The organism is Emcibacter sp. SYSU 3D8 (assembly GCF_039655875.1).
Lineage (GTDB): Bacteria > Pseudomonadota > Alphaproteobacteria > SMXS01 > SMXS01 > RI-34.
This window is the reverse complement of record NZ_JBBYXK010000002.1, coordinates 856,360-877,328: the sequence shown is the minus strand read 5'-3', so window position 1 is coordinate 877,328 and position 20,969 is coordinate 856,360. Positions and strand designations below refer to the sequence as shown.

The following is a 20,969-nucleotide window of genomic DNA, read 5'->3' as shown; positions in this document are numbered from 1 at the left end:
CAGGTCGCCGCAGGTATGCAATTGAATGGCATGCAGACCTTGCCTTGGTGCCCGTGGAGTACGTGCAGCGACCTCAGAGCCTAAAGCAGCCCTTCCAGCACCCGGTCCGGCGGGGCGTGGCCGTCGACGAAGGTCTTGATGTTGATGATGACCTTCTCGCCCATGTCGATGCGGCCCTCGATGGTGGCCGAACCCATGTGCGGCAGCAGCACCACATTGTCCATGGCCAGCAGCTTGGGATTCACCGCCGGCTCGTGCTCGAACACGTCGAGCCCGGCCCCGGCCAGCTCCTTGTTGCGCAGCATGCGGATCAGCGCGTTCTCGTCGATCACCTCGCCGCGCGCGGTGTTGACGATGTAGCAATGCGAGCGCAGCAGCGCGAGCCGCCGTGCCGACAGCAGGTGGAAGGTGGCGGGCGTATGCGGGCAGTTCACCGACACGATGTCCATGCGGGCCAGCATCTGGTCGAGGCTTTCCCAGTAGGTGGCCTCCAGCTCGCGCTCGGTGTCCTCGCGCACCCGGTTGCGGTTGTGATAGTGGATCTGCATGCCGAACGCCTTGGCGCGCCGGGCCACGGCCGAGCCGATGCGCCCCATGCCGATGATACCGAGCCGCTTGCCCCAGATGCGGTGGCCCAGCATGCCGGTGGGCGACCAGCCTTGCCAGTCGCCGTCTCGCAGAAGCCGCTCGCCCTCCGACAGGCGGCGCGGTACGGCGAGCATCAGCGCCAGGGTCATGTCGGCGGTGTCCTCGGTCAGCACGCCCGGCGTGTTGGTGACGGTGATGCCGCGCTGGCGCGCGGTGGCCAGATCGATGTGGTCGACGCCGGTGCCGAAATTGGCGATCAGCCGCAGGTCCGGATTGGCATGCACCAGCACCCCGGCATCGATCCGGTCGGTCACGGTCGGGACCAGGACATCCGCTTCCTTGACGGCGGCGATCAGCTCGGCCTGGTTGAACGGCTTGTCCTCCAGGTTGAGGCGGACGTCGAACAGTTCCATCAGCCGCGTCTCGATGGGATCGGGCAGCTTGCGGGTGACGATGACCTTGGTCTTCCTGTACGTCATCGAGGCGCCCTCCACGGCGAAATATCAGTCGGATAACGAGGGATTCTGGCCCGTTCCCTCGAACTGTGTCTAGCAGATGTACCCCTTGGTTTCAAACCTGCAAGGGCCGCATTCGGCGTGGCCGCTTGACCGATTCCCATGGTCGGCATAAACCTTTGGTGGTGCATGGGGATAGGCAGGTCATCCGCTTGAAGATCGTCGCGAGATTCCTGGTCGCGCTGTGCCTTCTGGCCGCGCTGCCGGCGGCGCCCGCAAGGGCGCAGGCCGAAGACGAAGAGACCGGTGCCGGCGGCGTCACCGGCCTGCCGCTGCCCCGCTTCGTCACCCTGTCGTCCGGCAAGATCAACATGCGCGTCGGCCCGGGCAGCCGCTATCCGATCGACTGGGTCTATACCCGCCGCGGCATGCCGGTCGAGATCATCGCCGAATACGAGCTGTGGCGCAAAGTGCGCGATGTGGACGGCGCCGAAGGCTGGATGCTCAAGCACATGGTGTCGTCGAAACGGGGCGCGATCGTCACCGTGGCCGTCGCCACCCTGCGCCGCGATCCCGAAGACACGGCTTCGCCCGTGCTCTATGCCAAGAAGGGCGTGCAGGGCGAGCTCGACGAATGCCGCAAGGAATGGTGCAAGCTGGAAGTTGACGGCGCCACCGGCTGGCTGCGCAAGTCGAGTCTCTGGGGCGCCTATTCCTACGAGGTCTTCAAGGAGTAGCGGCTTCCGGTATCAGGTCGAATACCGGCTGCAACACATCGTGCAGCGCCGCACGCTGCGCCGCCGGCGTCCAGGATTCCCGGTCAAACGCGGCCTGCACGGCAATGCCGTAGAGCGTGGTCATCACCTTCTGCGACAGGCTGGCGGCGAGCGGCTCCGGGCAGCCCACGGATTCAAGCAGGTCCTCGATCATCCGGCGGCTGCCGCGGGAATATTCCTTCTGTTGGCGCGCCAGGGCCGGATTGAACAGCGCCTCGGTCCAGAAACACAGCCAGATCACCCAATTATCCCATGTCCCCGCATCAAGCGGCAGAATCCGCTCGATTGACTGCAAGCGGGCGCGCGCATCGGCGCCGGGCGGCGGCTTGCGTCCCTGCCCCGCCCGGGCGGCGACGTATCGGTAGGTCTCGGCGAGAATCTCGTCGCGGTTGGTGAAATAGTGGCTGATCGCGGTGGTGCTGCATCCCATTTCCGCGGCCAGGTTGCGGAACGTGATGGCGCCCATGCCGCGTTCAGCGACCAGCTTGGCCGCAGTCCTGGCGACGTCCTCGCGGCGCTGATCCTGGTCGATGTCGGGCGGCACGCTTCCCTCCGGAAAAGGAAATAAGATAGATGTTGTACAACAGACGTCTTATGTTATCGTCGGTCAAGCCATTTAGCACGGCGCGCCAACAGGAAACACGATGAATCCGGACCAGTCGCGAGCAACGGTGACCTGCGCGCCATCGCGCGCCGACAGGAATGGACGGGGAGCTCCTCGTCCGGGCCCGGGCCGTGCGGCGTAATTTCCACCCCGGCGATCGAACAGCGAGGACTGCATGACCACCACACCCGAATTGCTGCGCGCCGACCAGGTCAGCGCCTGGAACGACACCGCTGACGTTATCGTCATCGGCTATGGCATCGCCGGCGCCTGTGCCGCGCTGGAAGCCCGCCGGGCGGGCGCCGATGTGCTGGTGATCGAGCGGGCCAGCGGCGGCGGCGGCGCCAGCGCCCTGTCGGCGGGCATCTTTTACCTGGGCGGCGGCACTGCCGTGCAGAAGGCCGTTGGCTACGACGACAGCGCCGAGGAGATGTTCAGGTTCCTGATGGCCAGCACCAGCGCGCCCGACGCGCGCATCGTGCGGCGCTTCTGCGACGACGCGGCCGACCATTTCGACTGGCTGGAGACCCAGGGCGTGCCCTTCGAGCGCACCTACTACAAGGACAAGGCGGTGATCGCGCCGACCAGCGAGTGCCTCGCCTCGACCGGCAACGAAAAGGTCTGGCCCTATTACCAGATCGCCACGCCGGTGCCGCGCGGCCACAAGGTGGCCAAGGTGGGCGATGGCGGCGGCGCGCTGGCCATGAACGCACTGATTGCCCGCTGCGCCGAGGAAGGCGTGCGGGTCCAGACCGACAGCGAGGTAAAGGCGCTGGTGCGCGACGACGCCGGCCGCATCATGGGCGTAAAGGTCCGCCAGACATCCGGCCCCGTCCATCTGCGCGCCCGCCGCGCGGTGATCCTGGCGGCGGGCGGCTTCGGCATGAACAAGGAACTGATGCGGCGCTACGCGCCGCAGCTTCCCGAGGCGGCGGAAGCGCTGGGGATTCCCCACAATGACGGCGCCGCGTTGATGCTGGGCCTGTCGGCCGGCGCGGCGACCCAGGCAATGAGCGGCACGATCGCGACCTCGTCGTTCTATCCGCCGGGCCAGTTGATCAAGGGCATCGTGGTCAACACCCGCGGCGAGCGTTTCGTGGCCGAGGACAGCTATCACGGCCGCACCGCCGAGCACATCGCCGAGCAGCCCGGCGCGGCGGCCTATCTGATCGTCGATTCGGAGATATTCGCCTATCCGGAAATCCAGAAGCGGCTGATCGACGGCTGGGACAGCATTGCCGAAATGGAAACCGGGCTGCGGCTTCCGCAGGGCGCGCTGCAAAGGACCATGGCCGATTACAACAAGGCCGCCGCGCAGGGATCCGACCCGTTGTGGAACAAGCATCCCGACTGGGTGAAGCCGCTCGACAAGCCGCCTTTCGCGGCCTTCGACCTGTCCTACACCAGTTCGGATTATCGTTATCTCACCCTGGGCGGCCTGCGCACCACGGCCGATAGCGAGGTGCTGGACGGGACGGGACGGGTCATTCCGGGTTTCTACGCGGCCGGCGCCTGCGTCTCCAGCATTCCCCAGGACGGCAAGGGCTATGCCAGCGGCCTGAGTCTTGGCCCGGGCTCGTATTACGGCCGGGTCGCCGGGCGGAACGCCGCGCGGGCGACGCTCAACAACTGAGGGCGTGTGCTCCCGCGCCATGCGGGAGCGATGCCAGCCTAGACGTCGAAGTCGCTGGCCAGCGCGTTGCGCGTGTCCGCCGACAGCATGGCCATGTGCTGGTAACCCTCGTGGCCGATGCCGAGAATGGCGGGCTGCGAGAGGTCGCGGAAGGCGGCGATCTGCTCGGGCGTGAACGGGAAACGCAGGAAATGGACCGAGGACGTTTTGCCTTCCGCGGTTGTCCGGTCGACGTCCTCTTCAGCGGTGGCGCGGACCACGTGGCTGCCGATGGTGATCGTCACCGTCTGCTCGACGCCGCCCAGCCGGCCCAGCACACGCTTGCGGCGATTCTCGTCGTCGATCTCGAACATCATGGTGGCGATCAGCTCGGAACCCTGCGGAATCAGCGGGTTGTAGGCAGCCAGCTCGTCATCGACCTGCGCCTCGCCGCCCTTCTCGATGAAGAGCATCTCGTGAATCTGAAGCCACATGGTCTCGTAGCTCTCGAAATAGAAGGTCACGTGGGGGCCGACTTCAACCCGGCGATGCCGCTTCTTCGCCACCAGTTCCGAGCGCTTCTGCTTGCGGATCGCGCCATATTCCGCGGTCGGCAGGATGTCGGCACGCGTGATTTGCTTGGTCATCGGGAAACTCCTTACGGCCGGATGCCGTAGGCCAGCGCCATCAGCTCCATGGGGTGCCATGAACGCGCCGGCGTCTTGTCCTTGTCGAGACGTTCCATGCCCTGGACGATATGATCGGCGGCCAGCGGGCACTCGCTGGACACATAGGCCTTGGCCTGTTTGACGGCATTCTGGGCGACGGGCTTGCCGACCTTCATCGCCACCTCGAAATTGTCTTTCATCATGCCCCACGAGCCGCCATGGCCCGAGCAACGCTCGATTACCGCCACGTCGGGCTCGGGGATCAGCCGCAGCATCTCGGCCGCTTTCGGACCCATGTTCTGGGCGCGGGCGTGGCAGGCGAGATGGACGGTGACGCCGCCTTCGAGCGGCTGAAGGCCGTCGGCCAAACCCTGCTTGCGGGCGATGTCGACGACATATTCGGCGGAATCGAACGTGGCCTCGGAGATCTTCTTCACGGTTTCATCGCCGGGCAGGATCAGCGGCCATTCGAATTTCAGCATCAGTGCGCAGGACGGCACCAGCGCGACAATGTCATAGCCCTTCTCGACCCAGGGCAACAGCTCGGCGGTCACCTTGCGGGCGTTCGCGGCGACGCCCTCGATGTCGCCCTGCTCGAGCAGCGGCATGCCGCAGCACTTGGGATAGACCACCTCGGTCTCGACACCGTTCCGCGCCAGCACCGCCTGGGTGGCGACGCCGATATCCGGATTGTTGTAATTGGCGAAGCAGGTTGCATAGATCACCGCCTTGCGGCCATGTCCCGGCGCCGCGGCGTTGACCGCCGGCGGATGCTTCTTCGCGCGGCGCACGAAGGTGTCGCCCTGGAACTTGGGCACATAGGCGTTGCGGTCCACGTCGGCGACCGCTTCCATGATGGGCCGGGTCAGCTTGTTGTCCAGGTCGGTGGCCCAGTTGACGACGGGCGCGACGGGACCGAACAGCTTGCCGTTGCGGTCGGTCTGGACCAGCTGTTCGTGGGTGAACTTGGTGTGCCCTGCTTTGCGCTCGGCCGCGCGGTAGCGCAGCATAAGATGCGGGAAGTCCAGGTTGAACTCGTGCGGCGGCACGTAGGGGCACTTGGTCATGAAGCACAGATCGCAGAGCGTGCAGGCGTCGACGACCGGCTTGAAGTCCTCGCTCTTGACCCCATCCAGTTCCATGGTCGGGGATTCATCGACCAGGTCGAACAGGCGCGGGAACGAATCGCACAGATTGAAGCAGCGGCGGCAGCCATGGCAGATGTCGAAAACCCGGCGGACTTCCTCGTCGAGCTTTTCGGCGTCGTAAAAGTCCGGATTGTTCCAATCCAGTGGATGGCGGATCGGCGCGTCGAGACTGCCTTCAGCCATGGCGCTTCCTCTTTCAATGGGGTGTGGGCGGCGGAATGGCCGGAGTCAGCGAAGACTCCGGCCCCATCCCGTCAGGACGGTGGGCTTGATCAGGCGCCCAGGGTGTCCAGGGCCTTCTGGAAACGGCCGGCATGCGAACGTTCGGCCTTCGCCAGCGTCTCGAACCAGTCGGCGATTTCGTCGAAGCCTTCCTCGCGGGCCGTGCGGGCCATGCCAGGATACATGTCGGTGTATTCGTGGGTCTCGCCGGCGATGGCGGCCTTGAGGTTCAGCGAGGTTTCGCCGATCGGCTCGCCGGTCGCGGGATCGCCGACCGCCTCGAGGAATTCCAGGTGGCCGTGAGCATGGCCGGTCTCGCCTTCGGCGGTCGAGCGGAACACCGCGGCCACATCGTTGTAGCCTTCCACATCGGCCTTCTGCGCGAAATAGAGGTAGCGGCGGTTGGCCTGGCTTTCGCCGGCAAAGGCGGCTTTCAGATTGTCTACGGTCTTGGAACCGGCGAGCGACATGATGTTCTCCTGAGCTAGTGTTATCTGTTCCCCAGCCTCGTCAAAGGCTCTCGGCCAGCGCGTCGAGCGCTGGCGTGACGCTACTACACACCGTCACGTTCCCGGGGTCAAGCCTTATTTAGAATGATTCTAAATAAGGCGGCGGCGGGTCACTCGTCGCAGATGCGGATGACGATGTCGACGCGACTGATCTTGCGGCCGTCGGGCGCCTGCGGCAGCCCGGCCACGGTCACCATATGCGCCGGTATGTCGGTAAGATTCCCCGACGTCTCGCACAGGAAATGGTGGTGGTCGGAAATATTGGTGTCGAAATAGGTCTTGCCCGAATCCACCATGATCTCGCGCAACAGGCCCACATCGGTGAACTGGTGCAGCGTATTGTAGACCGTGGCGAGCGACACGCGGGCGCCGGATTTCTGCGCCTCTTCGTGCAGCGTCTCCGCCGTGACATGGCGATCGCAGCCCTGCTCGAACAATAATTTGGCCAGGGCCAGCCGTTGCCGCGTCGGACGCAGGTCCGCATCACGGAGACGGTTGATCGCTTGGGCGTAAGGTCGTTCGGTCATGTTTTTGTCCATCGAAAGATGCACGGTGGGCGCGGTTGCGCATCACCGTCATTAGATTGACTCCAGACTGCAAAAGTCAAGCAATGGGCCGATCGCGGCGGCACATTGCTGCAGTTTCATCGTTTGTCCCCGGATCCCCGCCTCCAACACCCGAGGAGCATCCGATGACACGCCGTCTGATTGCCGCCAATCCACGCCGGTCCGCGCGCGCCGCCGCCGCAGCCGCCAGCCTGGTGCTGGGCCTGTCGTGCACCGCTGCGCTCGCCGAACCGGCCTGCCTGACATATGGACCCGCGCCGGTGGCGCTGACCGGCATGGTGAACTCGCTGCAGGTGTCCGGCCCGCCCGGTTACGGCGCCACGCCCAAAACCGATGCGATCGTCCAGGTGCCGATCCTGCAACTGAGCCCGGCGATCTGCGTCGACGGCGACCCCGCCAATCCGGCCAACACGCCCGAGCAGAACCTGAACAGCGTGCAGCTGGTGTTTCAGCCTGGCGGGCCGCAGTTCCGCGCCGAACTCGCGGGCACCAGCTTCGTGGTCTCGGGCACGCTGGCCCATGCCTCGGGCCCCGAGCACATCACGCCCGTGGTGCTGATGGTCGGCGACATCAAGCAGGTGCTGGCCCCTGTCGAGCAGACGCCGGCACCCTAGTCCAGCAGGCTCCGACGCCGGCGCCGCACGATATCCATGGCGGTCGGGCGCATGTCGGGTTAGGACTCTGCCCAGACATTTCCGGGAAGGAAGACCATGCTGACCGTGCATCATCTGGGCATCTCGCAATCGGACCGAATCGTCTGGCTGTGCGAGGAGCTGAACATTCCATACGAAATGAAAAAATATGACCGGGATCCCGTCACCCGGCTCGCGCCTCCCGAGTACAAGGCGATTCATCCGTTCGGCACCGCGCCGGTGATCACCGACGGCGACCTGGTGTTGGGCGAGTCCGGCGCGATCATCGAATACATCAACGCCAAATACGGCAATGGCCGGCTGGCGCTGAAGCCCGACCACCCGAATTTCGCCGACTACCTGTTCTGGTTCAACTTCGCCAACGGCTCCATGATGCCCAGCGCCATGGTGGGCATCATCCTGCAGATGATGGACGTGCCCGAAACCGATGTGACCCGGGCGCTGCGGTCACGCGGCGACAAGGCGTTCGCCATGGTAGAGGATCGGCTGGGCAAGGCGCGCTATTTCGCCGGCAGCGAGTTCACCGCCGCCGACATCATCATGCTGTTCCCGCTGACGACCATGCGCCTGTTCGTGCCGCGGGACATTTCGCACATGCCGAACCTGCTGGCCTATCTGAAACGCATCGGCGAGCGCCCTGCCTTCCAGCGGGCGGCAAAGAAAGCCGACCCGGACCTGCCGCCCAAGCTGGACTGAACCAAAGCGCGCCGTGCGCCCCTGCGCCTGTCCGGGCTGGTGATGTCCCAGCCCGCGACCGGCCCCGGAAGCAGTCCGGGGCGCGGCAAGACAGCGACAGCAATGGAAAAGTAGTCAGTCGCCCGTGGCGATGCGGTCGACAAGCTGCTTCACCGTGGGGACGAAGCCGTTCGAGTAGAACGGGTCCTGGGCGAAGCGGTAGGCGCTGTGACCGGCGAACATCAGATTGTTGTCCACATCGCCGCCATGGGCGATATCCATCAGCGTCTTCTGGATGCAGAAGCTACGCGGATCGGCCTTCTTGCCGTTGGAAAAGTCACCGTGATCGGCCCAGTTGGAGAACCGGCACGAGCTGAGACAGCCCATGCAGTCGGCCTGGTCCTTCTGGATCTCGCGCTGCTTCTCGGCGGCGACGAAGATCAGCGTCTGGTCGGGGGTGCGCATGGGGCGATCGTAGCCCTGGGCTTCCCAGTCCGCCACGTGCTGGGCATCGCCCGGCGTCAGGAAGACCGTGTTCTTGCGGGCGCCGAGCGAAAACGGCACCTGGTGCTCGCCGACCGGCTCGGCCGTGAAGGCGATCTGGCGCTCGCTGCGCCCGTCGAGCTCGGCAAGGAAATCGTTGCGCACCGCCGAGGCATAGAAGCCGGTGGGTGAGTGGCGGTGGAGCTGCACGTCGCCCTCGTCCAGGGTCATCAGCCGCTGCTTCCACAGCTCGGGGATCGGGCTTTCCCGGGTGAGCAGCGGGCGGGTACCGAACTGGAAGCAGATCGGGCCCACTTCCGGGTTGTCGATCCAGTCCTCGAAGTCGCGCAGATACCACACGCCGCCCGCCATGATGATGGGCGTGTCGTGCAGGCCGAACTCGTTCATGGTCTTGCGCAGTTCGACGATTCGCGGATAGGGCGCCTCGGGACGCAGCGGATCTTCCGAATTGGACAGGCCGTTATGGCCGCCGGCCAGCCACGGATCTTCGTAGACCACACCACCCAGCATCTCGGCGAACTTGAAATAAGCGCGCTTCCACAGGGCGCGGAAGGCGCGGCCGGAAGAGATGATCGGGTAATAGCGCACCCCGTAGCGGGCGGCAATCTCGCCCAGCTTGTAGGGCATGCCGGCGCCGCAGGTGACGCCGTGGACCAGGTCCTTCGCCCGCTCGAGCACGCCGTGCAGCACCCGCTGGGCGCCGCCCATTTCCCACAACACATTGATATTGATGAAGCCGTTGCCGGAGGCGCGCTCGTACGCTTCACGAATCTGGGCAAGACCGCCCTTGATACCGAATTCGATCAGCTCTTCGTGCCGGTCGACACGGGTCCGGCCCTTGTAGACCTGCGGTAACAGAATGCCGCTTGAATCGTAGCTGTCGGCATTGACGCACGAGACCGTGCCGATTCCGCCGGCACCGGCCCACGCGCCCGCGCTGGCTCCATTGGAAATGGAGATGCCCTTGCCGCCCTCGATGAGCGGCAGGACTTCCTTGCCAGCGATACGGATCGCGTTAAGCGCCTTCATGCAGCGTGGACCTGCGGTTTTGACCTGGTGTCTATAGCAGGCACATAGGCCAAAACCGCACGAAATCCAAGCATCATGGTTCGCGGCGCTGCTTCTTGGGCTCGCGGTTGTCCGGCAGCTCCTCGCCCGTCTCCTGGTTGACGAGCCGCATGGACAGACGCACCTTGCCGCGGTCATCGACGCCGAGGACCTTGACCTTGACGGGCTGGCCTTCCTTGACCACGTCACCGACCTGGGCAACGCGATCCTCGCGCAGTTCGGAAATGTGGACGAGACCGTCCTTGTTGCCGATGAAGTTCACGAAAGCGCCGAAGTCGACGACCTTCACGACCTTGCCATCATAAACCATGCCGATCTCCGGCTCGGCGACGATGCCGGTGATCCAGGCGCGGGCCTTCTTGATGGATTCCGGATCGCTGGAGGCGATCTTGATGGTGCCGTCGTCCTCGATGTCGATCTTGGCGCCGGTCTGCTCGACGATCTCGCGGATCACCTTGCCGCCGGTCCCGATGACTTCGCGGATCTTGTCCTTCGGCACGCTCATGGTCTCGATGCGCGGCGCGTTGGAGTTCAGCTCGTCGCGCGAATGGTCGAGGGACTTGGCCATCTCGTCCAGGATATGCATCCGGCCGCCCTGCGCCTGCGCGAGGGCGGTCTGCATGATATCCTTGGTAATGCCGGTGACCTTGATGTCCATCTGCAGCGAGGTGATGCCTTCGGTCGTGCCGGCCACCTTGAAGTCCATGTCGCCGAGGTGATCTTCGTCACCCAGGATGTCGGACAACACGGCGTAGCTGCCGTCCTTCTCGAGGATCAGGCCCATGGCAATGCCCGAAACCGGCCGCTTGATCGGCACACCGGCGTCCATCATGGCGAGGGACGAGGAGCAGACGGTGGCCATGGAGCTCGAGCCGTTCGATTCGGTGATCTCCGACACGATGCGAATGGTGTAGGGGAATTCTTCCGGGCTCGGCAGGACGGCCTGGAGGGCGCGCCATGCCAGCTTGCCATGACCCACTTCGCGGCGGCCGGTAAAGCCGCTGCGGCCCACTTCGCCCACCGAGAAGGGCGGGAAGTTGTAGTGCAGCATGAAGCGCGAGCGCCAGTTGCCTTCGAGCGAGTCGATGATCTGCTCGTCATCGCCGGTGCCCAGGGTCACGACGCCCAGCGACTGGGTTTCACCGCGGGTGAACAGGCACGAGCCGTGGGTGCGCGGCAGAACCGTCACCTCGGCCAGGATCTGGCGCACGGTGGTCAGGTCACGGCCATCGATGCGCTGGCCGGTCTTGATGATGTTGCCGCGAACGATGGTCTTTTCCAGGTTCTTCAGCAGGGTCTTGACCACCGACGGATCGGCCGGCGGGTCCATGTCGGTCAGCGCCGTGACCACCTGGTTCTTGGCCTCGCTGATCGCCTTGGTGCGGACCTGCTTTTCGGTATTGGCATAGGCGGCCCGCAGGCTGGCTTCGCCGAGTTCGGCGATACGGGTCTCGAGCAGGCTGTGGTCCGGGCCTTCCGGCAGGTTCCACGGCTCCTTGGCGCAATCCTCGGCCAGGTCGATGATCAGGTCGATCACCGGCTGCATCTGGTCATGGCCGAACACCACGGCGCCCAGCATGACTTCCTCGCTGAGTTCGGCGGCCTGCGATTCCACCATCAGCACGGCTGAGCTGGTGCCGGCGACGGCCAGGTCGAGCTGCGAGTTGGGCAGGTCGTCGATGGACGGGTTCAGCACATACTGGCCATCGATGTAGCCGACGCGGGCGCCGCCGATGGGGCCCAGGAACGGGATGCCGGAAATGGTCAGCGCCGCCGAGGCGCCGATCATGGCGACGATATCGGGATCGTTCTCCATGTCGTGGCTCAGCACGGTGCACAGCACCTGGGTCTCGTTGCGGAACGCCGACGGGAACAGCGGCCGGATCGGCCGGTCGATGAGGCGCGAGGTCAGCGTCTCCTTCTCGGTCGGACGCCCTTCACGCTTGAAGAAGCCGCCCGGGATCTTGCCGGCGGCGTAGTATTTCTCGGTGTAATTGACGGTCAGCGGGAAGAAGTCGAGTCCGAGCTTGGGCGACTTTTCCGCGACGACGGTGCACAGCACCACGGTATCGCCATAGGTGGCGAGAACGGCGCCGTCCGCCTGGCGGGCGACACGGCCGGTTTCCAGGACCAGCTTGCGGCCGCCCCAGTTGAGTTCCTTACGGGTGATATTGAACATGTTGAATTCCTTCTTGCGCAGCGGGCCCCATTGCCTGCCGCCCCTTCCTCGACTCTTTCAATTCGAAGGCCGTCTGCCGCCCCGATGAGGCGGCCCTTGTAGCAGAAGCGCCGGACAATGCCGGCGCTTCCCCCATTACTTGCGCAGTCCGAGACGCTGGATCAGCGAGGTGTACCGCGATTCGTCCACCTTCTTGACATAGGCCAGCAGGCTGCGGCGCTGGTTCACCATCTTGATGAGGCCGCGACGCGAGTGGTTGTCTTTCTTGTGGGTCTTGAAATGCTCGGTCAGGTTGACGATCCGTTCGGTCAGGATCGCGACCTGGACTTCCGGAGAACCGGTATCGCCCTTGGCAACGCCGAATTCACCAATCAGTTCTTCCTTGCGGGAAGCAGTAATCGACATCGGTTTCTCCTCTAGAGGTTGAAAAGCCGCTTGGGCTTCAGGTTTCCGTCCGTGAGCACGCCGATACCGACGGCTTTTCCGGACACCTTGATCACCACCTCGCCATCAAGCTGGCGCGGCACGAATACCGGCTGGCCATGACGAAGGCGGTCGGCCTCGCTTTCCATTACGGCGACCGCCGGGATGTCGTCCAGCGGTGTCTCAATGGGCAGCACAAGGCCATAAGGCGGCGCACTATGGTCCAAATCCCCAAGCTTATCCAGTGAAAAGGCGTCGGCCTCGGTGAAGGGGCCGACCCGGGTCCGGCGCAGCGCCGTGACATGGCCGAACGTGCCCAGCGCCTTGGCCAGATCGCGTGCGATAGAGCGCACATAGGTGCCCTTGCCGCAGTCGAGTTCGAAGAGTGCGCTGTCGTCCAGCGCCTCGACCAGCACGAAGCGCCGCACCTCGACCTCGCGCGGCGGCAGGTCGGGCGGCGCGCCCTCGCGGGCAAGGTCGTAGGCGCGTTCGCCGTTTACCTTGATGGCGGAAAATGACGGCGGCTTCTGCTGGATCATGCCGGTAAAGGCCGGCAATGCCGCCTCGATCGCCGCCGCACCGGGACGCACGTCGCTGAGGCCGGTCACCGCGCCCTCGCTGTCGTCGGTATCGCGGCCTTCGCCCCACTGGATCGTGAAACGGTAGGATTTCGAGCCGTCCATGGCGTAGGAGACCAGCTTGGTCGCCTCGCCCAGCGCCAGCGGCAACACCCCTGTCGCCAGCGGATCGAGGGTGCCGGCATGGCCGACCTTGGCGGCGTCGAGCGCGCGCTTCACCCTGGATACTGCATTTGCAGACGTAATACCCGACGGCTTGTCGAGCACGACCCAGCCGTTGATCGGCCGGCCCTTCCTTTTGCGCGCCATGGCCCTATTCGTCGTCGGAGGAGTGTCCAAGATCGCGGGCGACCTTGGGCTGACGCAGCAATTCATCGATCTTGGCAGCCTGCTCGAACGTGTGGTCGACGGCAAAGCGGAGCTGCGGTACGTAGCGCATCTCCACGATGTGACCGATCTGTCCGCGCAGATAGCGTGCACAGCGGTTGAGCCCCTCCGCCACCTTCTCCACGTCCCGGCCGCCGAGCGGCATGACATAGGCGGTGGCGTTCTTCAGGTCGGGGCCGACATCGACCTCGGTGATGGTGATCGACACGCCGTCGACCGCCGGGTCGCGGATCTCGCCGCGCATCAGCACCTCGGCCAATGCGTGGCGAAGCACCTCGCCCACGCGGGATTGACGCTGGGTCCGCGGACCTCCACGGGATTTGCTCATGATCTGCCTGCCTTCGCCCGCGTTACAGGGTACGGGCGCGTTCCTCGACCGAGAACATCTCGATCCGGTCGCCGGCTTTCACATCGTTGAAATTCTCGATGGTGATGCCGCACTCGGTGCCGGCAGCCACATCCTTGACCTCGTCGCGGAAGCGGCGAAGCGAGCTGACCTTGCCATCGTGCACCACCACATCGTCGCGCAGCACGCGCGCCCGGACACCCGAGCGGGCAGAACCTTCGACAACGATACAGCCCGCGGCCTTGCCCTTGCCGGCGTTGAACACTTCCTTGACCTCGGCGAGACCGATGATGGTTTCCCTGATCTCGGGCGACAGCATGCCCGACAGGGCCGACTTGATGTCATCCACCAGATCGTAGATCACCGAATAATAGCGGATCTCGACGCCGGTCTGCTCGGCCATGGTCCGGGCCTTGCCCGCGGCGCGGACATTGAACGCCAGGATCGGGGCCTTCGAGGCCTCGGCCAGCGCCACATCGGATTCGGACACGCCGCCGACGCCGCTGAGCAGGATCTTGACCGCGACCTCGTCGGTGTTCATGGCCGTCAGCGAATTCGACACGGCTTCCGCCGAACCATGCACATCGGCCTTGATGACCACGGGCAGTTCCTGGACTTCCTTGGTCTTCAGCTTGTCCAGCATGGCCTCGAGCGAAATACGCTCGGACGGACCGGCAAGCCTTTCCTTCAACTGGCGTTGGCGGTAGACCGAAATCTCGCGGGCGCGAGCCTCGCTCTCGACCACCAGGAAGTCGTCACCCGACATGGGTCCGCCGGAGGCGCCGAGGACGGCGACCGGCAGCGACGGGCCGGCCTCCTTGAGGTTGTTGCCCTTATCGTCGATCAGCGCACGGACACGTCCCGATTCGGCGCCCATCACGAAGATGTCGCCGATTCGCAGGGTGCCGCGTGTTACCAGCACCGTGGCGACGGCGCCGCGGCCCTTGTCGAGCGTGGCCTCGATGACCGCGCCTTCCGCCGGACGCGACGGATTGGCGGCGAGTTCCAGCACTTCGGCCTGGAGGATGATGGCTTCCTCGAGCTTGTCCAGGTTGGTGCGTTCCTTGGCCGACACCTCGATATCGAGGGTGTCGCCGCCCAGGCTTTCAACGACGATCTCGTATTGCAGCAGCGCCTGGCGGATCTTGTCCGGGTTGGCGTCGTACTTGTCGATCTTGTTGATCGCCACGATGATCGGCACGCCTGCCGCGCGGGCATGCTGAATCGCCTCGACGGTCTGCGGCATGATGCCGTCGTCGGCGGCCACCACCAGCACCACGATATCCGTCACCTGCGCGCCGCGGGCGCGCATGGCGGTGAACGCCGAGTGACCGGGCGTGTCGAGGAACGTGATCTTCTCGCCACCGGGCATGGTGACCTGATAGGCGCCAATATGCTGGGTGATGCCGCCCGACTCGCCGGACACCACATCGGTGGCGCGCAGCGCATCAAGCAGGGAGGTCTTGCCGTGATCGACGTGACCCATGATGGTCACGACCGGCGGACGAGGACGCAGATCCTCGGGATTGTCGGCCGCGCCGACCAGGCCCGCCTCGACGTCGGCTTCCGCCACGCGCTTCATCTTGTGTCCCATCTCGGCGACGATGATCTCGGCGGTATCCGCGTCGATGGTGTCATTGGCGCTGACCAGGACGCCGATCTTCATCAGCTCCCGCACCACGTCGTTGGCGCGCTCGGTCATACGGTTGGCCAGCTCGGCCACGGTGATGTTCTCGGGAACGATGACCTCGCGGAACAGCTTCTGCGGCGCATCGGGACTCCGGCGCATTGCCTTCTGCTTCTCGCGGGCCCGGCGCATGGCGGCCATCGAGCGCTGCCGTTCCTCGACGCCGTCATCCAGCGCGCGCTGAACCGTCAGCTTGGAATTGGCGCGGCGCGAATCGACCTTCGGCGTCGGCTTGGCGTGCTGGACCTTGGCGGCTCCAGCACCGGCGCGAGCCCGCTTCTTGCGCTCGTCTTCTTCTTCCTCGTCGATCAGTGTCGCGGTCTTGACACGGTCCTCGGGCTTGGGGCGGCGCGCTTCCTCGGGCGGCGGCGGTGCAGCCACCTCGGGCGCACGGGCCTTGGCGGCCGGCGGCGGCGCGGCGGCAGGCTCGACGCGCGGCTTCGGCTTGGCGACCGTAACCGCAGGCGCGGCCATCAGGCCGGACGGATCGGGCTGCTCGCCGGAAGCCGATTCGTCCTGCAGCTTGAGCGCATCTTCCTTGGCCTGGCGAACGGCCTCTTCGGCGGCCAGGCGGCGGCGTGTTTCTTCCTCGGCCTTGAGGCGTGCTTCCTCTTCCGCGCGGCGCTTGGCTTCCTCTTCCTGGCGCTGCTTCTCCAGCGCCTCCTGCTTGCGCGCTTCCTCGAGCGCGCGCAGACGGACCGCCTTCTCGCCCTGGCTCAGATGACCGTCGCCGCTGTCGCCGCCCAGGTCGTCATGGCCATGCTCGCCGTCGCGGGTGATCACCCGGCGGCGCTTGCGCTCGACGACAACGGCCTTGCCGCGCCCCTGTGTCACGCTCTGCCGCATCTGGCCGCTGCCCGCGTCGACACTCTTCTTCAGCTGCAGCGTCTTGCCGGACGACAGCGTGAGCTTGGTGTCGCCGCTTTCCTTGGTTTCACTCATTCAACTTCCTCATTCGCGCTCGGTCGGCCCACCGGGCCTTCGCCGTGCCGGTATACGGCAAGCAGATTTACTTCGGCCACAAACCGCCGGGCCAGGCCGCCGTCGCGCAGGGCAGCATGTATCACATTCCCGCGCCCCAACGCCAAACTCAATTGATCGGACGTGAACAGGTCCACATCCGGCAGTCCCACGGTCAGGCCGCGCAGCTTGCGGCGACCGTCCTCGGCCGCATCGGCGGCAGTGACCACCACTGTCGCGGTGCCGTTCTGCAGCCAGCCCTTCACCTTCTCGAAACCGGCCACAATATCGCCCGCCTTGCGGGCCAAGCCCAGCAGGTTCAGGCATCCATTGACAAGCTGGGCTTCGATCAACGCCGGCAATCCCTCAGGCACGCTGACTTTCTGGCGCGCGGCGCGTGAGAAGGTGTTCTTCGCGCACGCGGTTTCAACCACGTCGCGGCGCGCCTCGACCCACATGCCGCGGCCGGGAAGCTTACCCTTGAGATCGGGAACGATGACGTCGCCGGGCCCGACGACAAAACGCACGAGGCCCGCCTGCGGCGCAGTCTCGCCGCTTACGATGCATCGTCGTTCAGCCACATGCCCTTTGCTTTCCGTCATCCGGTCTCCGTTACGTCCTACTCAGTCGCCGAATCGCCTTCAGCGGCGGCGGCGGGCTCCTCGTCCTCGTACCAGTGGGCGCGGGCAGCCATGATAATCGCGTTGGCGTCGTCCTCGGTGAAATCGAAGCCCTGCAGCGGCCCGCCCGATTCGATCAGCTCGAAACCGGCGAATTCGCCCAGGTCGTCCAGCGTCTTGATGCCCTTTTCGCCGAGAACCACCAGCATCTGGGGCGTGAGCCCTTCGATGGCGGCCACATCGTCCGTCACGCCAAGCTGCTTGCGCAGGGCGTCAGCTTCCTCGTCGCGGCGCTGCAGCGCGGCACGGGCGCGATTCTGCAGCTCCTGACCGATGTCCTCGTCGAAGCCCTCGATCGAGGCAAGCTCGTCGATCTCCACATAGGCCACTTCCTCGAGATCGGCGAATCCTTCTGCGACCAGCAGCTGGGCGATTGTCTCTTCCACGTCCAGCGATTCCATGAACAGCGCCGAACGGGACTGGAATTCCTGCTGCCGGCGCTCGGATTCCTCGGCCTCGGTCAGGATGTCGATGGTCCAGCCGCTGAGCTGGGACGCGAGTCGCACATTCTGGCCGCGGCGGCCGATGGCCAGGCTGAGCTGGTCGTCCGGCACCACGACCTCGATGCGCTCGTTGTCGTCGTCGAGCACGACCTTCTGCACCTCGGCGGGCGCCAGCGCGTTGACCACGAAGGTGGCCACGTCGGGCGACCACTGGATGATGTCGATCTTCTCGCCCTGCAGCTCGTTGACCACCGCCTGGACGCGGCTGCCGCGCATGCCGACGCAGGCGCCGACCGGGTCGATGCCGGGATCGTTCGACATGACGGCGATCTTGGCGCGGCTGCCCGGGTCACGGGCGACCGACTTGACCTCGATGATGCCGTCGTAGATTTCCGGCACTTCCTGGGCGAACAGCTCGCGCATGAATTCGGGACGGGCGCGCGACAGGAATATCTGCGGGCCCCGCAGTTCCTGGCGGACGTCGTAGATGTAGGCGCGCACACGGTCGCCGTTTCGCAGATTCTCGCGCGGCAGCGCTTCGTCGCGGCGAATCACCGCCTCGGCGCGGCCCAGGTCGACAACCACGTTGCCATATTCGACGCGCTTGACGATGCCGTTGATGATGTCGCCCTGACGGTCCTTGTATTCGGTGTACTGGCGGGCGCGCTCGGCCTCGCGGACCTTCTGGGTGATGACCTGCTTGGCGGTCTGGGCGGCGATTCGGCCGAAGTCCATGGGCGGCAGTTCTTCGGAGATTTCCGAGCCGATTTCCAGTTCGTGGCCCGGATAGCGGCGGATGGCCTCGGGCAAGGTCAACTGCGCGGCCTCGTTCTCCACTTCCTCGACCACCGTGATCACCCGGTGCAGCTTGATCTCGCCGGTATTGCGGTCGATGTGGGCGCGCAGGTCGTGCTCGGCGCCATAACGCGAGCGGGCCGCCTTCTGGAAAGCCTCTTCCATGGCCTCGAGCACCAGGTCGCGCTCGATGACCTTGTCGCGTGCGACGGCGTCGGCGACCTGCAGCAGTTCCAGGCGGTTGGCGCTAATGGCGGTGGACATCAGTCAGCTCCCTGTTGATCAACCGGTTCGATGCCGGCGGCCTCGCGCGCATTCTGATGCGCGTCGATCAGCGCATTCGTCAGCACAAGCTTGGCCTGCTCGATATTGTCGAACGGCAAATGTACGCGGCCCTGGGGCGCATCCAGCACCACATGACCGTCGTCGAAACCCGCCACGACGCCGCGGAACCGGCGCTGGCCCGAGACCGGCGTCGCCGTCTCGATCTTCGCCTCGAACCCGGCGTATTTGAGGTAGTCCTGCTCGCGCACCAGCGGCCTGTCGATGCCGGGCGAGCTGACTTCCAGATTGTATTCGCTCTTGATCGGATCCTCGACGTCGAGAATCGCCGACGCGGCACGGCTGAGTTCGGCGCAATCCTCGACGGTCATGGTCCCGTCGGTGCGCTCGGCCATGATCTGCAGGGTGCGGCGGCTGGTGGTGATGAAGCGCACGCGCACCAGATCGAAGCCCATGGCCTCGATCGAAGGCTCGATCAACTCCCGCACCTTGGCGGCTATACCGGTTTCCGTGGCCAACCCAATTCCCAAAAACAAAAAAAGTGGGCTCTCGCCCACTCCTTCGAACTTCCCGGCCGCCCGCGAGCAACCAGTCTATGTCAAGAGCAGGCGATATTTAGTCCAACCCGGGGCATTTTTCAAGATCGATGTCCGCCATCGCAATACGGGACGGCACCGCGCCGCGCATTGCGCCCGGTGATCAGCGGGACCCGGGCCGCAGCCTGCTGCCGTTGCGCTCAGGCCGCGTCGAATTCCAGAGGCAAGTGCCAGGGCTCGACACGGATGGCGATGGGCATCGGATTGGAGCCGGGCTTGAATCGCGGGTTCCTGATCACCTCCATCAGCATTTTCGTGCCGATCACCGATTCGGCCCGTGCAAGCTGGTAACCGACGCAGAAATGGGCGCCAAGACCGAAGCCCAGATGACCGGCCACGCCGGACTGATGGTAGCCCGAGCGCAACTCCTTCCCGAAATAGAAGTCCTCGCGGAAGATGTCGAACTTGTCCGGATTGGAAAACACCCGGTCGTCCCGGTTCGCGCCGTAGAGCGACACGTGCACATAATCACCGGCCTTGATGGTCTCGCCATGAAGCGCCACGTCGTGAATGGCGCGGCGGGTCTGGGCGCCCGCCGGACCGTGGACCCGCATCATTTCGGCGAAGGCGCGGTCCAGCAGCTCCGGCTCGCGCTGCACGGCGGCCCATTGTTCCGGATTGGCGAGCAGTTGGTACCAGAGATTGGCGATGGCCTTGTCGGTGGTTTCCGCTCCTGCCACCAGGATCAGGCTGGCGAAGGACTTGATTTCCTGCTTGGTCATCCGCGCGCCGTCGACCTCGGCATTGGCCAGGCGCGACAGCAGGTCGTCGCCGGGATTCGCGGTGCGCTCGTCGATCAGCGGGTCCAGATAGGCATGGTATTCGGCGTTGGCCTTCTGACCCTCGATCCGCAGGGCCGGGCCGCCATTGATGCCGTTCATCATGGCCGGGTACCAGGTATGGAACATCTCGTGCGCTTCCTGCGGCAGGTCGAGCACATCGAGGATGACATTGAGCGGCAGCCGTGTGGCGAAATCGTCGACAATGTCGATCTCGCCGCGCACCGCCGCCTCGCCGGCGATGCGCCGGGCCTGCTTCTCGGTGAACTTCTTGATCAGCGCCATGGCATTGCGCTGGATGGTGGGCAGCAGGGCCGTCAGCCGCATGCCGACGAACTGGGGCGCGACGATATTGCGCAGCTTGATATGGTCCTGGCCGTCATATTCCATCAGGGTCGGGCCGAACACCGCGCCGATATGCTCGCCGTTCGGCGAGGCCGAGAAGTTTGCCGTGTCGCGGAAGATGTTCACCACGTCCTCGTAGCGGGTCACCATCCATGCACCGTTCGGCAGCCTGTAGGCCGGATAGTGGTCGCGCAGGATCTTCAGCGTCGGATAGGGATCGGCCGCATAGTCGGCACTGCCGAAAATGGCCGGATCGATGATGGGCTTGCTCATGCTTTTGTCCTCCCCAGGCATAGCGGCAGCCTCCCACACCGACCGTCCGCTAGGCAACCGCGATCGGCGGAGCGGAAGCGTGACGGGGAGGATCGGACAGGATTGTGCGCTCACGACGGCGCAAGACAGGTTGATCCGCAAACTGCCGCCGGCCCGAGCCTTGGGGAC

Annotated in this window: 20 protein-coding genes; 4 read left to right on the top strand and 16 right to left on the bottom strand. The window is 65.0% G+C overall.

The window, feature by feature from the left end; genetic code table 11:
- Positions 1–80: 80 nt before the first annotated feature.
- Positions 81–1,067: a D-glycerate dehydrogenase gene (locus tag WJU21_RS10190; protein WP_346323299.1), complete on the bottom strand. Its 987-nt coding sequence runs from the start codon at positions 1,065–1,067 to the stop codon at positions 81–83.
- 188 nt (positions 1,068–1,255) lie between these two features.
- Between WJU21_RS10190 and WJU21_RS10185 the strand changes: the two genes are divergently transcribed.
- Entirely contained in the window at positions 1,256–1,780 is a 525-nt protein-coding gene (locus WJU21_RS10185; protein WP_346323298.1) for an SH3 domain-containing protein, read from the top strand.
- Here the strand turns inward: WJU21_RS10185 and WJU21_RS10180 are convergent.
- Complete coding sequence (locus tag WJU21_RS10180; RefSeq protein ID WP_346323297.1) at positions 1,770–2,363, bottom strand: TetR/AcrR family transcriptional regulator; 594 nt, start codon at positions 2,361–2,363, stop codon at positions 1,770–1,772. The two genes, WJU21_RS10185 and WJU21_RS10180, sit on opposite strands and share 11 nt — an antisense overlap.
- A gap of 235 nt (positions 2,364–2,598) precedes the next feature.
- Here WJU21_RS10180 and WJU21_RS10175 point away from each other — a divergent pair, with 235 nt between their 5' ends.
- Positions 2,599–4,056: an FAD-binding protein gene (locus WJU21_RS10175; RefSeq protein ID WP_346323296.1), complete on the top strand. Its 1,458-nt coding sequence runs from the start codon at positions 2,599–2,601 to the stop codon at positions 4,054–4,056.
- Between the two features lie 38 nt (positions 4,057–4,094).
- Here the strand turns inward: WJU21_RS10175 and WJU21_RS10170 are convergent, their stop codons facing one another.
- The 4 genes from WJU21_RS10170 to irrA all read right to left on the bottom strand — a co-directional run bounded on the left by WJU21_RS10170 (position 4,095) and on the right by irrA (position 7,109).
- On the bottom strand, positions 4,095–4,682 hold the full coding sequence (locus tag WJU21_RS10170; RefSeq protein WP_346323295.1) for a DUF3501 family protein: 588 nt from the start codon (positions 4,680–4,682) through the stop codon (positions 4,095–4,097).
- Positions 4,683–4,693: 11 nt separating this feature from the next.
- Complete coding sequence (locus WJU21_RS10165; protein WP_346323294.1) at positions 4,694–6,034, bottom strand: heterodisulfide reductase-related iron-sulfur binding cluster; 1,341 nt, start codon at positions 6,032–6,034, stop codon at positions 4,694–4,696.
- Positions 6,035–6,123: 89 nt separating this feature from the next.
- Positions 6,124–6,543, bottom strand: a complete 420-nt coding sequence (locus WJU21_RS10160; protein WP_346323293.1) for a rubrerythrin family protein — start codon at positions 6,541–6,543, stop codon at positions 6,124–6,126.
- A 149-nt stretch (positions 6,544–6,692) separates the two neighbouring features.
- Complete coding sequence (irrA, locus tag WJU21_RS10155; protein WP_346323292.1) at positions 6,693–7,109, bottom strand: iron response transcriptional regulator IrrA; 417 nt, start codon at positions 7,107–7,109, stop codon at positions 6,693–6,695.
- A gap of 164 nt (positions 7,110–7,273) precedes the next feature.
- Between irrA and WJU21_RS10150 the strand changes: the two genes are divergently transcribed.
- Positions 7,274–7,762: a hypothetical protein gene (locus WJU21_RS10150; protein ID WP_346323291.1), complete on the top strand. Its 489-nt coding sequence runs from the start codon at positions 7,274–7,276 to the stop codon at positions 7,760–7,762.
- Between the two features lie 96 nt (positions 7,763–7,858).
- Positions 7,859–8,497: a glutathione S-transferase gene (locus tag WJU21_RS10145; RefSeq protein WP_346323290.1), complete on the top strand. Its 639-nt coding sequence runs from the start codon at positions 7,859–7,861 to the stop codon at positions 8,495–8,497.
- Positions 8,498–8,611: 114 nt separating this feature from the next.
- On the opposite strand, the gene WJU21_RS10140 is transcribed toward WJU21_RS10145, so the two are convergent.
- From WJU21_RS10140 to WJU21_RS10095, 10 genes are all read right to left on the bottom strand, one after another.
- The gene (locus WJU21_RS10140; protein ID WP_346323289.1) at positions 8,612–10,009 is read right to left on the bottom strand and encodes a nitronate monooxygenase; all 1,398 of its coding nucleotides are present in this window, start codon (positions 10,007–10,009) and stop codon (positions 8,612–8,614) included.
- A gap of 73 nt (positions 10,010–10,082) precedes the next feature.
- Positions 10,083–12,227 carry a polyribonucleotide nucleotidyltransferase gene (gene pnp, locus WJU21_RS10135; RefSeq protein WP_346323288.1) on the bottom strand — a complete coding sequence of 715 codons (2,145 nt, stop codon included), beginning with the start codon at positions 12,225–12,227 and terminating at the stop codon, positions 10,083–10,085.
- A gap of 135 nt (positions 12,228–12,362) precedes the next feature.
- Positions 12,363–12,632, bottom strand: coding sequence for a 30S ribosomal protein S15 (gene rpsO / locus WJU21_RS10130; protein ID WP_346323287.1), 270 nt, complete (start codon positions 12,630–12,632; stop codon positions 12,363–12,365).
- A gap of 11 nt (positions 12,633–12,643) precedes the next feature.
- Entirely contained in the window at positions 12,644–13,537 is an 894-nt protein-coding gene (gene truB, locus WJU21_RS10125; RefSeq protein WP_346323286.1) for a tRNA pseudouridine(55) synthase TruB, read from the bottom strand.
- Positions 13,538–13,541: 4 nt separating this feature from the next.
- A complete protein-coding gene (rbfA, locus tag WJU21_RS10120) occupies positions 13,542–13,943 on the bottom strand; it encodes a 30S ribosome-binding factor RbfA (protein WP_346323285.1) in 402 nt (133 codons plus the stop codon).
- 22 nt (positions 13,944–13,965) lie between these two features.
- The gene (gene infB, locus WJU21_RS10115) at positions 13,966–16,590 is read right to left on the bottom strand and encodes a translation initiation factor IF-2 (RefSeq protein ID WP_346323284.1); all 2,625 of its coding nucleotides are present in this window, start codon (positions 16,588–16,590) and stop codon (positions 13,966–13,968) included.
- Positions 16,587–17,210 (bottom strand): RNA-binding protein, encoded by a 624-nt coding sequence (locus WJU21_RS10110; RefSeq protein ID WP_346323283.1) that lies wholly within the window; start codon positions 17,208–17,210, stop codon positions 16,587–16,589. The genes infB and WJU21_RS10110 overlap by 4 nt, the downstream gene beginning before the upstream one ends.
- Positions 17,211–17,227: 17 nt before the next feature.
- Positions 17,228–18,790: a transcription termination factor NusA gene (gene nusA / locus WJU21_RS10105; RefSeq protein WP_346323282.1), complete on the bottom strand. Its 1,563-nt coding sequence runs from the start codon at positions 18,788–18,790 to the stop codon at positions 17,228–17,230.
- The gene (gene rimP, locus WJU21_RS10100; protein WP_346323281.1) at positions 18,790–19,326 is read right to left on the bottom strand and encodes a ribosome maturation factor RimP; all 537 of its coding nucleotides are present in this window, start codon (positions 19,324–19,326) and stop codon (positions 18,790–18,792) included. The genes nusA and rimP overlap by 1 nt, the downstream gene beginning before the upstream one ends.
- 218 nt (positions 19,327–19,544) lie before the next feature.
- Positions 19,545–20,801: a cytochrome P450 gene (locus WJU21_RS10095; RefSeq protein WP_346323280.1), complete on the bottom strand. Its 1,257-nt coding sequence runs from the start codon at positions 20,799–20,801 to the stop codon at positions 19,545–19,547.
- Positions 20,802–20,969 lie beyond the last annotated feature (168 nt).

Coding starts and splice junctions, on each gene's coding strand:
- WJU21_RS10190 (WP_346323299.1), bottom strand. CDS start 1,067: ATGACGTACAGGAAGACCAAGGTCATCGTCACCCGCAAGCTGCCCGAT.
- WJU21_RS10175 (WP_346323296.1), top strand. CDS start 2,599: ATGACCACCACACCCGAATTGCTGCGCGCCGACCAGGTCAGCGCCTGG.
- WJU21_RS10170 (WP_346323295.1), bottom strand. CDS start 4,682: ATGACCAAGCAAATCACGCGTGCCGACATCCTGCCGACCGCGGAATAT.
- WJU21_RS10165 (WP_346323294.1), bottom strand. CDS start 6,034: ATGGCTGAAGGCAGTCTCGACGCGCCGATCCGCCATCCACTGGATTGG.
- WJU21_RS10160 (WP_346323293.1), bottom strand. CDS start 6,543: ATGTCGCTCGCCGGTTCCAAGACCGTAGACAATCTGAAAGCCGCCTTT.
- irrA (WP_346323292.1), bottom strand. CDS start 7,109: ATGACCGAACGACCTTACGCCCAAGCGATCAACCGTCTCCGTGATGCG.
- WJU21_RS10150 (WP_346323291.1), top strand. CDS start 7,274: ATGACACGCCGTCTGATTGCCGCCAATCCACGCCGGTCCGCGCGCGCC.
- WJU21_RS10145 (WP_346323290.1), top strand. CDS start 7,859: ATGCTGACCGTGCATCATCTGGGCATCTCGCAATCGGACCGAATCGTC.
- WJU21_RS10140 (WP_346323289.1), bottom strand. CDS start 10,009: ATGAAGGCGCTTAACGCGATCCGTATCGCTGGCAAGGAAGTCCTGCCG.
- pnp (WP_346323288.1), bottom strand. CDS start 12,227: ATGTTCAATATCACCCGTAAGGAACTCAACTGGGGCGGCCGCAAGCTG.
- rpsO (WP_346323287.1), bottom strand. CDS start 12,632: ATGTCGATTACTGCTTCCCGCAAGGAAGAACTGATTGGTGAATTCGGC.
- truB (WP_346323286.1), bottom strand. CDS start 13,537: ATGGCGCGCAAAAGGAAGGGCCGGCCGATCAACGGCTGGGTCGTGCTC.
- rbfA (WP_346323285.1), bottom strand. CDS start 13,943: ATGAGCAAATCCCGTGGAGGTCCGCGGACCCAGCGTCAATCCCGCGTG.
- infB (WP_346323284.1), bottom strand. CDS start 16,590: ATGAGTGAAACCAAGGAAAGCGGCGACACCAAGCTCACGCTGTCGTCC.
- WJU21_RS10110 (WP_346323283.1), bottom strand. CDS start 17,210: ATGACGGAAAGCAAAGGGCATGTGGCTGAACGACGATGCATCGTAAGC.
- nusA (WP_346323282.1), bottom strand. CDS start 18,790: ATGTCCACCGCCATTAGCGCCAACCGCCTGGAACTGCTGCAGGTCGCC.
- WJU21_RS10095 (WP_346323280.1), bottom strand. CDS start 20,801: ATGAGCAAGCCCATCATCGATCCGGCCATTTTCGGCAGTGCCGACTAT.